We start from the raw sequence: 13,256 nt of genomic DNA, 5'->3' as shown, positions 1-13,256 counted from the left end.
CACAGGCTCCGCCCCCGGCGAAGAGGAGAGTTGTGATGGCCGCCACCGCATATACGACACGACAGGGTCTTGAAGTTGCACAGGAACTTGCCGGTTTTGTCGAAGACCGGCTTTTGCCCGGCACCGGTGTGGATGCCGATCGGTTCTGGTCCGGCTATGCCGAATTGCTGCGGGACTTCGCGGGCGAGAACCGTGACCTTCTGGCCCATCGCGAGGCGCTGCAAAGCCAGATCGACAACTGGCACAAGGCGCGGGGCAATCAGGACTGGGACGCCGCCGCCTATCGCGGTTTCCTGACCGAAATCGGCTATCTGGTTCCCGAACCCGCCGTCTTTGCCATCGAGAATGGCAAGGTCGATCCCGAGATCGCCTCGGTCGCCGGTCCGCAGCTTGTGGTTCCGGTCAGCAATGCGCGTTTCGCGCTGAACGCCGCCAATGCCCGCTGGGGATCGCTGTATGATGCGGCCTATGGCTCGGATGTGGTCGGGCCGCCGCCCTCGGGTGGCGGGGGGATTGATCCCGACCGCCGCGACAAGGTCGTGGCCTGGGCCGCGAAGTTTCTGGACGATACCTTCCCGCTGACCTCGGGCAGCCATGCGGATGTCACAGAGTACCGCGCCGATCAGGATGGTCTGCACGCCACCGTTGACGGCAAGGATGCCGCGCTGCGCGATCCGTCCGCCTTTATCGGCACGCATCAGGCTGGCAAGGATACCGGCTATGTCCTGCGCCATAACGGGCTGCATGTCGAACTGGTCGTGAACCGCGATCATCCGATTGGCGCGGCCTCGGCCTCGGGGTTGCGCGATGTGGTGATGGAGGCGGCCCTGACCGCCATTGAGGATTGCGAAGACAGCGTTGCCGCCGTCGATGCCGAAGACAAGGTCGGCGTCTATGGCAATTGGCTGGGCCTGATGAAGGGCGACCTGACCGAAACCTTCGAGAAGGGCGGCAAGCAGATGACCCGTCGGCTGGCCAAGGACCGCGAGATCACTGCCCCCGATGGCAGCAAGATCACGCTTCCGGGCCGCGCGCTGCTGCTGGTGCGCAATGTCGGCCATCTGATGACCACGGATGCCGTGCTGCTGGATGGGCAGGAGACGCCCGAAGGGCTGATGGATGCGATGGTCACCGTCGCTGCCGCCATGCATGATCTGAACCGCAGCGAAGGTCTGGGCAACAGCCGCGTCGGCTCGGTCTATGTCGTGAAGCCGAAGATGCATGGCCCGGATGAGGCCGCATTCGCCGACCGTGTCTTTACCAGGGTCGAACAGATCCTGGGCCTGCCGCAATATACCGTCAAGCTGGGCCTGATGGATGAAGAGCGCCGCACCAGCGCCAATCTGGCCGCCTGCATCAAGGCGATCAGCAACCGGATCGTCTTTATCAATACCGGCTTCCTGGACCGCACCGGGGATGAGATCCACACCTCGATGCAGGCCGGTGCCTTTGTCGGGCGTCACGGCATGCGGAAATCGGGCTGGCTGTCCGCCTATGAGGATCGCAATGTGCTGATCGGTCTGGCGGCAGGCATGCGTGGCAAGGCGCAGATCGGCAAGGGCATGTGGGCCAAGCCCGACGCGCTGGCGGAAATGCTGCAGACAAAGATCGCCCATCCCAGGGCCGGCGCGAATACCGCATGGGTGCCCAGCCCGACCGCCGCCACGCTGCATGCGATGCATTACCATATGGTCGATGTCGCTGCGGTGCAGGACAAGCTGGCGGGCAACCCGGTGCCCGATCTGGACAAGCTGCTGACCCCGGCCCTTACCGGCGACACGCCCATGTCGCGCGATGAGGTGCTGCGCGAGGTGGACAACAGCTGTCAGGGCATTCTGGGCTATGTCGTCCGCTGGGTGGATCAGGGGGTCGGCTGCTCGAAAGTGCCCGATATCGACGATGTCCAGTTGATGGAGGATCGCGCCACCTGCCGTATCAGCGCGCAATATATGGCGAACTGGTTGGAGCAGGGCGTGGTCAGCAAGGCCGAGGTGCAGGACGCGCTGCGCCGCATGGCGGTCAAGGTCGATGGTCAGAATGCGGGCGATCCGAACTATATCCCCATGGCGCCCGATTTCGACGGCCCGGCCTTCAAGGCTGCCGAAGATCTGATCTTCACCGGCACCAGCCAGCCCTCTGGCTATACCGAACCCGCGCTGCATGCCCGCCGGAAAGAGGCCAAGGCCCTGCGCGGCTAAGGCATCGCGCACCGCATCAAAAAGCCCCGGTCCTCGCCGGGGCTTTCGATTTTCCGGGTGGCGCCGGCCTAATAACGGATCTGGGCAAGCTCGCGCAGCTCTTCCGCCGTGGTGGTGGGGAAACCGAAGAATTGCAGATAGGCCGGGATCTGTTCGAACAGCATATCCGTGCCGATCTGGGTCATGCAGCCGCTTGCCTTGGCGGCGGCCAGAAAGGCAGTTTCTTCGCGCTTCATCACCACCTCGCCCACGAAGCTGCTGGGGTCAAGACGCTCGACCGGCAGGGGCATGGGGTCACCCTCGGACATGCCCAGCGGGGTGGCGTTGACGACGATGTCGATGCCCGCGGGATCGTTGCTGCCGGTCGTGACCTCGATCTGCGGGCAGGCGGCGCGGATATTGCGGGCAAGCCGTTCGGCCGAGTCCGCATTGATATCGTAAAGCGCCAGCCGCGCCGCGCCGGCCCCTGCCAGCGAGGCCGCGATGGCCGATCCGACCCCGCCCGTACCCACAACCAGCGCCGAGGCCCCCTTGACCGCGCGCCCCTTGCGCAGCACGCCGCGCACGAAGCCCTCGCCATCGAACATATCGCCGATCAGCCTGCCATCGGGATCGCGGCGCACCGCATTGCTGGCGCCGCAGATGCGCACGGCCTGACTGACCTCGTCCAGCAGATCGACCACCGCGACCTTATGCGGCATGGTGATCAGTGCGCCCGCGAAATTGCGCAGCCGCGCGACATGGGGCAGGAATGTGGCGAAATCCTCAACCTCGCAGCCCATGGGAATGACCACCGTGTCAATGCCCTTGGCCTGAAACCAGGGGTTATAGATCATCGATGCCTTGAAGCTTTCGGTGGGGACGCCGATATGCGTCAGAATTTTGGTATAGCCGGAAATCATCCGTATTTCTTTCTGCTGGGGTCTTAACTGCGCGGAATTGCCTTGCCGCGCATTAGGCGTTTCAGCGCCGCGATGCGGAACGGCGCGTTCAGCGCGCCATATCCGTCATATCCGCCGCGGCGCTGCACGATTTCAAAGAACAGCCCGCATTGCAGCGGACGGCCATAGAACTGCAGGAACTCGCCCCCGGCCTCATCGGCTTCATAGAGGATATTCCAGCGGCGCAACCGCGCGATTTCGTCATCAGGCAGGCCATAGCGGGCCTGAAGATCGTCGTAATAGTTTTCGGGGATCGGCAGCGGTTCGAAGCCCGCGCCGGCCATCGCCTCGGCGCTGGCAAAGATATCGCTGCTGCCAAGCGCGATATGCTGCACGGCCGATCCCATGCTGTCGGCCAGAAAGCCGCCCGCCAGCGTGCGATGCGACTGCGCCCCGTTCAGCGTGATCCGGGTGCCGCCATCGGGGCTGGAGATCGCCTGACTGCGGACCAGCCCGTCCGGGTCGATCACATCGATCATCGGGCGGCGCTGCAGATCGAAAATCGCGCTGTAGAACAGGGTCCAGCTGAGCATTTCGTCGTAATTCATCGTCTCGGCCAGATGATCCACGCGGGTCAGGCCGAAATCGCCACCCTCATGCGCGGTGGCCTGAAACTCGACCTGCCAGACATCGTCGAGACCGCTTTTCTCATCGATGAAATGCAGGATCGAGCCGCCGACCCCCCGGATCGCGGGGATGTCCAGCTCTCCGGGGCCAAGCGGCTGATGGAACAGCGTCGCATCCAGCGCGGCGGCACGCGCGACCGTGGCCTGCGCATCCTCGACCCGCAGACCGATATCGCATACGCCGGTGCCGTGGTTCAGAAAGAAGCTGTGGGCAAAGCCGGTTTCTTCGGTATTCAGAACGATGCGGATCTGGCCCTGCTGCCAGACGCTGACCGATTTGTTGCGATGCTGCCCGGCGCGGTGAAAGCCCATCTGCCGCAGCGCGGTTTCCAGCACCGGAACTTCGCCCTTGTTCGAGGCGAATTCGATGAATTCGACGCCCTGGACGCGGATATTGTCAGGAATATCGGGCAGATCGACCGACAGGGCCGGATCGCTGCGCCGCACCTGATCCATCAGCCAGATCAGCGAGCGGTGCCCGTCACGGGCAATGCCATGCGGGCTGCCGCCACGAAACTGATCGTTGAAGATTTCCAGCGACAGCGGCCCGTCATAGCCGGTGGCCGCAATCGCGCGCATGAATTCCACCACCGGCAGGTCGCCCTCTCCCGGCATATTGCGGAAATGGCGCGACCAGTACAGCAGGTCCATCTCGATCAGCGGCGCATCGGCAAGCTGGACGAAAAAGATCTTGTCGCCGGGGATGCGGCGGATGGTTTCGGGGTCGATCCCGCGGCCCAGCGTGTGAAAACTGTCCAGGATCAGCCCCAGATTGGGCTGATCAGCGCGGCGCACGATTTCCCATGCGTCGCGATGATCGTTGACATGGCGGCCCCAGGCCAGCGCCTCATATCCAAGGCGCAATCCACGCTGCGCGGCGATCCCGGCCAGTTCGGCCAGATCGTCGGCGGCGCGGTCGATCCCGCCCAGGGCCTGCGGATGCACGGATGAGCAGATCAGCATCTGTTCCGCGCCCAGTTCGGCCATCAGGTCGAACTTGTGGCGGGCGCGGTCAAAGGCGCGGGCGCGCAGCGGTTCGGGCAGGCCCTCGAAATCGCGAAAGGGCTGATACAGCATCACCTCCAGCCCGTGATCGCGGATCATCTGGCCGACCTCGCGCGGGCTGGCGGCATCCTGCAGGAAATCCTGCTCGAAGATCTCCAGCCCGTCGAAGCCAGCCTCGGCAATCGCCGCCAGCTTTTCGCGCAGGTTCCCCGCAATAGAGACGGTCGCGATCGAGGTTTTCATCCGTGCCGTCTCCTCAGGCGCCCGAACCGGGGGCGTTTTGGTCATGCTCCACCGGGGTCAGCCCGATCTTGCGCTTGAGCATCCGCCACAGCGGGGTCTGGCTGAAGAAGATGAACAGCACCATCAGCAGAAGGACCGCCGACAGGGGGCTGGTCAGGATGCCCTTGAACAGCCCTGCGACGCTGCCGTTTTCGGACAGGATCGCCCGGCGCCAGTTATCGTCCAGCAGACGCGACAGGATCACCCCAAGAATGACCGGGCCAAGCTGATAGCCATAGGCTTTCATGAAATAGCCCAGCACCCCGAAGGCCAGCATCCAGTAGACATCCGTGATCGAGTTATTGACCGCATAGGCGCCGACGATGGAGAGCAGCAGGATCAGCGGGATCAGCACCGCGCGCGGCATTTCCACGATCTTGGTAAAGATGCGGATGCCTGTCAGGCCAAAGATCAGCATGAAGATATTGGCCAGCACCAGTGCGCCGGTGATGAACCAGAACATCTGCGGCTGGTCGATCATCAGCATCGGGCCGGGATTCAGCCCGTGGATGAACAGCGCGCCGATCATGATCGCGGTCACCGCATCGCCCGGAATGCCCAGCGTCAGCATCGGGATGAAAGCCCCGCCGACCGCCGCGTTATTGGCGGTTTCGGGCGCGACCAGCCCTTCCTTGGCGCCTTCGCCAAAAGGCACCTCGGGGTTCTTGGTGATGCGCTTGGCGTGGTCATAGGCCATCAGCGCGGCAATATCGCCGCCGGTGCCCGGCAGGGCGCCGATGATCACCCCGATTGACGAGGTCTGCAGCGACAGCGGCAGGTATTTCCGCACCGCCGACCAGCTTGGCACGATGCGGCCGATCTTCTGCTTCACCGCCTGCTTGTCGATATGGTGCAACTGGGCCAGCGCCTCGGACACGCCGAACATGCCGATCATCACCGCGATAAAGCTGATCCCGCCCCACAATTGGGTGAAGCCGAAGGTAAAGCGTTCCTGCGCGGTCAGCGGGTCCATGCCCACCGTGCCGATCAGCAGGCCCATCGAGCCTGCGAAGATGCCCTTGATCAGGCTTTCCCCGGACAGGGAGCCGACCAGCAGGATGCCCAGAATGGCCAGCAGCATGTAATCGCGGGGCTGGAATTTCAGGGCGAATTCGCTGACCGTCGGCGCGGCCAGGGCCAGCACGCCAATGCCGATCAGCCCGCCGACAAAGGACATGACGGTGGAAATGCCGATGGCCTCTCCGGCCAGCCCCTTCTGGGCCAGCGGATAGCCATCCAGCGCCGTCGCAATGGCCGAAGGCGCGCCGGGAATGTTCAGCAGGATCGCGGTTCGCGAGCCGCCATAGACCCCGCCCATGAAGATACCGACCATCAGGCACAGCGCCGGATAGACGTCCCAGGTAAAGGTAAAGCCGATCAGGATCGACACGGCCATGGTCACCGAAAGCCCCGGGATCGCGCCGACATAGACACCCGCAAAGGTGCCCGCCGCGACCAGGAACAGCAGTTTCAGATCCAGCCAGGGGATCAGGAAATAATCAAGCGCCTGCATCAGTTAGCCCCCGTGAAAATACGTCCGAACGCGGCCAGAATCTCGCCCTCGGGGACGATCCCGGCAGGCATCAGCACGCTGAAGATCAGACGGAAGACGACATAGACGCCGATGAGAGAGGCCAGCGACACGGTAAAGGCAAAGACCGGTCCGCCATGCCGCAGGTAGAGGATCGAGACGAACAGAAACAGCAGCGAGGTCGGCAGGAAGCCCAAAGGCACCAGCAGCACCGCATAGCCCGAGATGAACAGCATCATCACGATCACGACCGGCGGCAGGATATCCTTGAAAAAGACGGTGCCGTCGCGGTCCGGCGTGCGAAAATTCTCCAGCAGGATCAGGCCAGAGCTGACCACCATTGCCAGGGCGACCGCCATCGGCAATGAGCCGGGAGAGCTAATCGATTCAAATCCGGAAATTTTGTAGGCGTTCCACAGCAGCACCAGGCTGGCGATGAACAGCAGGGCGTTGAATCCCAGCTCTCCGGCGCTGCGCTTGCGATTGTCAGACATGGCGTTTCCTCTGTCCGATCAGAAAGGATCCGCCCCGGCTAATTCCGGGGCGGCGCGGGGCGCTGTCAGGGGCGCGGGATGCCGAATTCTTCCGGCGATTTCTTGGCCAGACCGGCATCCTGGATCAGCCATGAGGTGACCGATTGCCAGTTGTTCAGGAAATCGGTGGCCTCCTGACCCGCCATGCTTTCGATCACATAGCCACGATCGGCCATCAGCTTGACGAAATCCTCGCTTTGCGCACCGGTGGCATAGGCCTCGGTCAGCTTGGTGACGATCTCGTCAGGGGTGCCATTCTTCACGAAGACGCCGAAGAACGGGCCCCAGGGCAGGTAGCTCGCATATTCCGGGTTTGTCTGGCCCAGTGCGGGCAGATCCGGCAAGGCCTCGAACGGTTCGGTGTCGATCAGCGTGATGGCCTTCATCCGACCGCCCTTGATGCCCTCGACCGTCGCGCCCAGAACTGCGGGCATCACGTCGATTGCGCCGCCTTGCAGCGCGGTCAGCGCCGGGCCGTCGCCGTCATAGGGCACCTCGGTCACGGGCATGTCGGTCTGCGATCTCAGCATTGCCGTCACCACCGAGGCCAGACCGCCCGGCCCGGTCGAGCCGAATTTCACCGTATTCGGATTGGCCTGAATATAGGCGATCATCCCGGCGAAATCGTCGAAGGGCGCGTCGTTATTGGCCACCAGAATGGGAATGCCGCGGGCCAGGATATTGATCGGGGTGAATTCGGAATAGTCGATATCGCCCAGCCCCATCACCTTGTAAAGCAGCGGGTTTTCGGCGCCCATCAGCAGGGTGTAGCCGTCAGCCTTCTGCGCATAGACGAATTTCGTCGCAATGGCGCCGACGCCGCCGGTCATGTTCTTCATTACCACCGTGCCGCCAAGCACCGCCTCGGCATGCGGGGTCACGGTGCGCATGACAGTATCGGTCGAGCCGCCGGCCCCCCATTGGATGATGCCCTGGATTTCCTTGCTGGGATAATCCTGTGCCAGTGCCGCGCCGCCAGCAAGGCTGGTGGTCAGGGCCAGGGCCGTTGCGAATTTTACGAAAGTCCGGTTCATATATGCCTCCCTTGCTGCAAGAGAATCCTGCAGTCTCCATGGATTGCATCATGTGAAGAACCGACCTTTACCGCAAATACAAATTCATACCGATCGTTAACATCATGTTAATCTGGGCGGCCTATCTTGCCTTGCGTTGTTCCCAAGGTCGTGATTCCGTGGCGCGCTGCAATTCGCGTCGCAACTGAAGAAGCGCATATTCCGCAAAGGGGGACAGGACGCGGCCGGTCTTGGTCACGATATAGATGGTGATCGGCGCCTCTTCGGTCAGGCGCAGACGGACCACGCCGGGCATGTAAAGCTCGGCCACGGAAAACTCATCGATGACCGCGACACCCAGCCCATGCCGGACAAGGCTGACAACCGTTTGCGCAAACCGGCCGCGCATCGAATAGCGCACCGGCAACCCCGCCTGTTGCAGCGGAAAGGCGCAGACCTGGCCATAGGGATCCTTGGGATCGACCCCGATCATCGGATAGCGGATCAGGTCATGGACCGAGACTTCGTTACGGCCCGCCAATGCATGCCCCTCGGGTACGATGGCCGCCAGCCGACCACGGGCGGCGATATCATTGCTGATCCCGGCATTTTCGACCGCGCTGCTCATCAGCACGAATTCCCCGCGATCCAGCATCAGATAGTCGATGGTTTCCTCGATCTTCAGGATGTTCAGGTCGATGAACAGATCGGGATAACGCTGCCGGACCGGGCGCACCGCGCGTGCCGCGATGAACTGCGCCACCGACGGGGCCGAGGCGAAGGACAGGTCCACCGCCTCGCCGCGCTGCAGGGAATCGACGGCGCGGTTCAGGTTCTCGACCCCGCTGAACACGCGACCGATCTGATCGAAGATCGCGGTGGCCTCGGAGGCAGGGACATAGACGCTGCCCCGGCGTTCGAACAGCCGCACGCCCAGCGATTCTTCGGTATGTTTCACAAGGCGGCTGATCCCGGGGGGCGAGACATTCAGCATCCGCGCCGCGCCGGTGATCGTTCCGGTCAGCACGACGGCGCGAATGACTTCGATCTGGCGCAGGGTAAGCTGGGGCATGAACCATATCGCTTGGGGCTGTCTCCGGCCATCACGTCAAATTTCCGCCGCTTAGTCCAGTGCAGAGGTGGCAAAGGCGCCACCGGGGCGCTGCCATGCCACGCCAAGCGCAGTCCGAAACCGCAGAAAAAACCGTGTTTTTATAAGGTTATCCAGCCCTCTGCAGATTTTTTGCAGAGAAATTTGTAACAAACATTACCCCCGCCCCGAGCAGTTTCATGAGAAGGCGACGATGCCTTCCGATCAAAAGGGAGACTACACCATGACCAAAATGACCTCACGCCTGGCGCTTGGTGCGTCGCTGGCCTGCGCCCTGGGCGCAATGGCTGTGACGCCGGTTCAGGCCGAAGAAATGGAGAAATGCTACGGCGTTTCCATGGCTGGTGAAAATGACTGCGCCGCCGGGCCGGGCACGACCTGTGCAGGCACCTCGACCCTGGATTATCAGGGCAATGCCTGGGAACTGGTTCCCGCCGGCACCTGCATGACGACCGAAGTGCCCGCCGCCGATGACGGCAGCATGCGCAAGGGCTCGCTGGAGCCGCTGGATCGCGATCTGCCCGCATAAGACATGCCGGGCGCGGCCAGCCCGCGCCCGGACAATCAGGAGGAAATCATGACCCGTCTGCCACCCCGTGCCGGCCTTGGCTTCAAGCCCGAACATTTCGCCGACATCCGCAAGGATATGAACCCGCCCGCCTTTTTCGAGGTTCATGCCGAAAACTACATGGGCGCGGGCGGTCTGCCGCATGCGCAACTGACCGCGCTGCGCAACGATCACGCAATCTCGCTTCATGGCGTGGGGCTGTCGATCGGCGGCGCCAACGGTCTGGATCAGGCGCATCTGGCGCGGCTGAAATCGCTGTGCGACCGCTATCAGCCCGACAGCTTTTCCGAACATCTGGCCTGGTCCAGCCACGGGGCCGAATATCTGAACGACCTTCTGCCCTTGCCCTATACCGAAGAAACGCTGGCCACGATCTGCGACCATGTCGATCAGGTGCAGGAATTTCTGGGGCGGCGGATGTTGCTGGAAAACCCGGCCACCTATGTGCTGTTCGCGCAATCCACCATTCCCGAAACCGAATTCATGGCCGACATCGCCGCACGCACCGGCTGTGGCCTGCTGCTGGATGTGAACAATGTCTTCGTCTCCTGCACCAATCACCGCAAGGATCCCCGCGCCTATCTGGCCGATTTCCCCATGGCCAAGGTTGGCGAAATCCATCTGGGCGGCCATGATTCCGAGGATCTGCCCTCGGGGCCGCTACTGATCGACAGCCATGGCGCGCCGGTCTCGAACCCGGTCTGGACGCTGTTTGCCGAGGTGATCGAGCGGATGGGCCCGCTGCCGACGCTGGTCGAGTGGGACAATGACGTGCCCGAATGGTCGGTGCTGGCGCAAGAGGCCGCCCGCGCCGACCGTATCCTGGCCGGGGTCGCTGCTCATGCATGCTGATATCCAAAGCGCCTTCCGCGCCGCGTTAAGCGGCGGCGATCTGCCTGCGGGCGTCACCGCGACAGACCCGGACGAGGCCGCGCGGCGCTATGCCGTCTATCGCAATAATGTGGCCGTCAGCCTGACTCAGGCGCTTGGCCGCCGCTTTCCGGTGATCGAGCGGCTGGTCGGTGCGGATTTCTTTTCCGCGCTGGCCAAGGCCTATCTGGCGGCCGATCCGCCGCGCAGCCCGGTCCTGTCGCAATGGGGCGCAGGTTTCGCAGATTTTCTGGCAGGTTTCGCGCCGCTGGCGAAATGGCCCTATATGGCCGATGTCGCACGTCTCGAATATGCGCGCGGCGTGGCGTTTCACGCCGCAGATGCCGATCTGATCGAGCCTGCCATTCTGGCGACGGCGGATCCGGAAAAGCTGCGGCTGACGCTGCATCCCTCGGTCGCGATCCTGTCGCTGTCCCATCCGGCCGTGTCGATCTGGGCGCAGAACCAGCCGGGGGCGCAGCAATCGCCCCTGCCGCCCGGTCCGCAGATCGCGCTGATCCTGCGCAGCCCCTGTTTCAATGTGCTGGTCGAGGCGCTGTCCCCCGCCGATGCCGCCCTGATCGAGGCGTTGCATCAGGGCGAGACGCTGGCCTTTGCCGCCGAGCAGGCGCAGCAGGTCGATCCTTACCACGATCCGGCCCCGCGCCTGATCTGGCTGATGCAGCAGGGCGCGATCAGCCGGGCAGGTGCGCCATGCTGAGGCGCATCAACGCCCTCTGCGCCCGGATCCCTGCCGATCTCGTGGCGCTGATGCTGCGGATCTTTCCGGCGATCATCTTCTGGCAATCCGGCCGCACCAAGGTCGAGGGGTTTACCATCAAGGACTCGACCTGGTTCCTGTTCGAACATGAATATGCCCTGCCGCTGATCCCGTCCAAGCTGGCGGCGGTGATGGCGACGGCGGCCGAACATGCGCTGCCCGTGCTGCTGGTGCTGGGCCTGCTGACGCGGCTGTCGGCGCTTGGGCTGCTGGCCATGACGGCGGTGATCCAGATCTTCGTCTATCCCGAAGCCTGGATCACGCATGGCCTGTGGGCGTCGGCGCTGCTGGCCGTGGCGGCCTATGGGCCGGGGCGTGTCTCGGTGGATTATGCCCTTGGACTGGATCGGGCGCGGCGATGACCTGTTCGCCGCGATCCCTTGCCAGCGATATGCGCCCGGACCCGGCGCGGGTCGGCCGCGCATGACGATGGCGGTGGATATCGGCGCGGGCTGGCATTGCCTGCCGGGCAGCGGCGGTGCTAGACTGCCTGCCGCAAGGGCGGAGGCCGTGCTGGACAAGGATCGGATTTGGAATGAGCTGATGACCCGCGCCAATCAGGGCGACGGGCAGGCGTTCCATTGTTTCCTGACCGAGGTGACGCCGCCGCTACGCTCGCTGATCCGCGCACGGGGCCGGGGGCTGCCGCCCGATCTGCACGAAGATGTGCTGCAAGAGGTATTGCTGGCGATCCATCTGAAGCGCGGCAGCTGGGACGGGGTTTCGCCCATCCGGCCCTGGCTTTACGCGGTCGCCCGCCACAAGGTCGTCGATGCTTTTCGCAAGCGCGGTCGGCAGATCCATCTGCCGATTGACGACGTGGCCGAGATGCTGGAGGCCGAACCCGGACCCATGCCGCTTGCCGCGCGGGATGCCGACCGGCTGCTGGGCATGATCGACGACCGATCCGCCGCGCTGGTGCGCGCCGTGCGCATCGAAGGCCAAAGCACCGAGGATGCCGCCGAAGAACTGGGGGTATCGCCGGGTGCGGCGCGTGTGGCGCTGCATCGCGCCATGAAACGCCTGTCCGAACTGGCACAGAGGATGAAATGACGAACCGCCCCGCAACAGAAGCCACTGACGACCTGATCCGGCGTCTTGCAGCCAGCCCGCCCCCGGCGCGGCTGTCGGCGGGCTTTGCGACAGCCGTGCTGCTGGCTGCGATGGTGGTGACCGTGGCGCTGTTCCTGATGATATTCGGGCCGCGCGCCAATCTGGGCCAGCTTATGCGTCAACCCGAGGTGCTGGCCAAGTCGCTGTTGCCGCTGGCCTTGTCGGTGCCTGCGCTGGCACTGGCGCTGCGGGCCTCGCGTCCGGGTCTGCCGCTGCATCTGGGCGTTCTGGCCATCCCCGCGATTGCCGCGCTGGCGCTGTTCACGGCGCGTCTGGTTCAGACACCTTCGTCACAGGTGATCCCGGGGATCATGGGCAATACGGCCATCGGCTGCATGGTTATCATCACCCTGCTGTCGCTGCCCACCCTGATCACAGGGATCTTCGTGTTCCGCCGTGGCGCATCGGTGCGGCCGGCGCTGACCGGCGCGCTGATCGGGCTGGCGGGGTCCGCCGGGATTGCCGCAGGCTATGCGCTGCATTGCGTCGAGGATTCGCCCTTGTTCTTTACCATCTGGTATGGGCTGGCAATGCTGATCGCCAGCACCCTGGGCGCGCTGGCCGGCAAACGCTATCTCAGCTGGTAGGCCGCTTGCCCCGGGGTCGGATCGCCCTGTCAACTGCCGGGCGGCGCCTTTGTGCCGCGCCGGAAAACCGACCTGCGAATCCATGCCGGGCTATGGC

The 13,256-nt window shown here is 63.7% G+C and carries 13 protein-coding genes; 7 read left to right on the top strand and 6 right to left on the bottom strand.

Going from position 1 to position 13,256, the window contains the following annotated elements; all coding sequences use genetic code 11:
* Positions 1 to 35 precede the first annotated feature (35 nt).
* Entirely contained in the window at positions 36 to 2,198 is a 2,163-nt protein-coding gene (locus JHX87_RS10935) for a malate synthase G (protein WP_271884899.1), read from the top strand.
* A 68-nt stretch (positions 2,199 to 2,266) separates the two neighbouring features.
* Here the strand turns inward: JHX87_RS10935 and JHX87_RS10930 are convergent, their stop codons facing one another.
* The 6 genes from JHX87_RS10930 to JHX87_RS10905 all read right to left on the bottom strand — a co-directional run bounded on the left by JHX87_RS10930 (position 2,267) and on the right by JHX87_RS10905 (position 9,201).
* Positions 2,267 to 3,100 (bottom strand): shikimate dehydrogenase family protein, encoded by an 834-nt coding sequence (locus JHX87_RS10930; protein WP_271884900.1) that lies wholly within the window; start codon positions 3,098 to 3,100, stop codon positions 2,267 to 2,269.
* Positions 3,101 to 3,123: 23 nt separating this feature from the next.
* Positions 3,124 to 5,013: a bifunctional sugar phosphate isomerase/epimerase/4-hydroxyphenylpyruvate dioxygenase family protein gene (locus JHX87_RS10925; RefSeq protein ID WP_271884902.1), complete on the bottom strand. Its 1,890-nt coding sequence runs from the start codon at positions 5,011 to 5,013 to the stop codon at positions 3,124 to 3,126.
* A 13-nt stretch (positions 5,014 to 5,026) separates the two neighbouring features.
* Positions 5,027 to 6,565, bottom strand: coding sequence for a tripartite tricarboxylate transporter permease (locus JHX87_RS10920; protein ID WP_271884904.1), 1,539 nt, complete (start codon positions 6,563 to 6,565; stop codon positions 5,027 to 5,029).
* A complete protein-coding gene (locus tag JHX87_RS10915; protein WP_271884906.1) occupies positions 6,565 to 7,077 on the bottom strand; it encodes a tripartite tricarboxylate transporter TctB family protein in 513 nt (170 codons plus the stop codon). Before JHX87_RS10915 ends, JHX87_RS10920 begins: the two co-directional genes overlap by 1 nt.
* 65 nt (positions 7,078 to 7,142) lie before the next feature.
* Positions 7,143 to 8,150, bottom strand: coding sequence for a Bug family tripartite tricarboxylate transporter substrate binding protein (locus JHX87_RS10910; protein WP_271884907.1), 1,008 nt, complete (start codon positions 8,148 to 8,150; stop codon positions 7,143 to 7,145).
* 121 nt (positions 8,151 to 8,271) lie between these two features.
* Positions 8,272 to 9,201 (bottom strand): LysR family transcriptional regulator, encoded by a 930-nt coding sequence (locus tag JHX87_RS10905; RefSeq protein WP_271884909.1) that lies wholly within the window; start codon positions 9,199 to 9,201, stop codon positions 8,272 to 8,274.
* Between the two features lie 262 nt (positions 9,202 to 9,463).
* On the opposite strand from JHX87_RS10905, the gene JHX87_RS10900 reads away from it, so the two are divergent.
* From JHX87_RS10900 to JHX87_RS10875, 6 genes are read left to right on the top strand one after another with little or no spacing between them, the layout of a single operon-like run.
* Entirely contained in the window at positions 9,464 to 9,769 is a 306-nt protein-coding gene (locus JHX87_RS10900; protein ID WP_271884911.1) for a BufA1 family periplasmic bufferin-type metallophore, read from the top strand.
* Positions 9,770 to 9,817: 48 nt separating this feature from the next.
* Entirely contained in the window at positions 9,818 to 10,660 is an 843-nt protein-coding gene (gene bufB / locus JHX87_RS10895) for an MNIO family bufferin maturase (RefSeq protein ID WP_271884913.1), read from the top strand.
* The gene (locus JHX87_RS10890; protein ID WP_271884914.1) at positions 10,650 to 11,399 is read left to right on the top strand and encodes an HvfC/BufC N-terminal domain-containing protein; all 750 of its coding nucleotides are present in this window, start codon (positions 10,650 to 10,652) and stop codon (positions 11,397 to 11,399) included. Before bufB ends, JHX87_RS10890 begins: the two co-directional genes overlap by 11 nt.
* Positions 11,393 to 11,821: a DoxX family protein gene (locus JHX87_RS10885; RefSeq protein WP_271884916.1), complete on the top strand. Its 429-nt coding sequence runs from the start codon at positions 11,393 to 11,395 to the stop codon at positions 11,819 to 11,821. Before JHX87_RS10890 ends, JHX87_RS10885 begins: the two co-directional genes overlap by 7 nt.
* Positions 11,796 to 12,512 carry a sigma-70 family RNA polymerase sigma factor gene (locus tag JHX87_RS10880; RefSeq protein ID WP_271884918.1) on the top strand — a complete coding sequence of 239 codons (717 nt, stop codon included), beginning with the start codon at positions 11,796 to 11,798 and terminating at the stop codon, positions 12,510 to 12,512. Before JHX87_RS10885 ends, JHX87_RS10880 begins: the two co-directional genes overlap by 26 nt.
* Positions 12,509 to 13,159 carry a DUF1109 domain-containing protein gene (locus JHX87_RS10875; protein WP_271884920.1) on the top strand — a complete coding sequence of 217 codons (651 nt, stop codon included), beginning with the start codon at positions 12,509 to 12,511 and terminating at the stop codon, positions 13,157 to 13,159. Before JHX87_RS10880 ends, JHX87_RS10875 begins: the two co-directional genes overlap by 4 nt.
* The last annotated feature ends 97 nt before the right edge of the window (positions 13,160 to 13,256 follow it).

Source organism: Paracoccus fistulariae (assembly GCF_028553785.1).
In the GTDB taxonomy this organism is placed as follows: Bacteria; Pseudomonadota; Alphaproteobacteria; order Rhodobacterales; family Rhodobacteraceae; genus Paracoccus; species Paracoccus fistulariae.
This window is presented reverse-complemented; position numbering and strand designations above follow the sequence as displayed.

Bases quoted from the DNA above. Each gene is read 5' to 3' on its own strand.
- JHX87_RS10935 (WP_271884899.1), top strand. From the start codon at position 36: ATGGCCGCCACCGCATATACGACACGACAGGGTCTTGAAGTTGCACAG.
- JHX87_RS10930 (WP_271884900.1), bottom strand. From the start codon at position 3,100: ATGATTTCCGGCTATACCAAAATTCTGACGCATATCGGCGTCCCCACC.
- JHX87_RS10925 (WP_271884902.1), bottom strand. From the start codon at position 5,013: ATGAAAACCTCGATCGCGACCGTCTCTATTGCGGGGAACCTGCGCGAA.
- JHX87_RS10920 (WP_271884904.1), bottom strand. From the start codon at position 6,565: ATGCAGGCGCTTGATTATTTCCTGATCCCCTGGCTGGATCTGAAACTG.
- JHX87_RS10915 (WP_271884906.1), bottom strand. From the start codon at position 7,077: ATGTCTGACAATCGCAAGCGCAGCGCCGGAGAGCTGGGATTCAACGCC.
- JHX87_RS10910 (WP_271884907.1), bottom strand. From the start codon at position 8,150: ATGAACCGGACTTTCGTAAAATTCGCAACGGCCCTGGCCCTGACCACC.
- JHX87_RS10905 (WP_271884909.1), bottom strand. From the start codon at position 9,201: ATGCCCCAGCTTACCCTGCGCCAGATCGAAGTCATTCGCGCCGTCGTG.
- JHX87_RS10900 (WP_271884911.1), top strand. From the start codon at position 9,464: ATGACCAAAATGACCTCACGCCTGGCGCTTGGTGCGTCGCTGGCCTGC.
- bufB (WP_271884913.1), top strand. From the start codon at position 9,818: ATGACCCGTCTGCCACCCCGTGCCGGCCTTGGCTTCAAGCCCGAACAT.
- JHX87_RS10890 (WP_271884914.1), top strand. From the start codon at position 10,650: ATGCATGCTGATATCCAAAGCGCCTTCCGCGCCGCGTTAAGCGGCGGC.
- JHX87_RS10885 (WP_271884916.1), top strand. From the start codon at position 11,393: ATGCTGAGGCGCATCAACGCCCTCTGCGCCCGGATCCCTGCCGATCTC.
- JHX87_RS10875 (WP_271884920.1), top strand. From the start codon at position 12,509: ATGACGAACCGCCCCGCAACAGAAGCCACTGACGACCTGATCCGGCGT.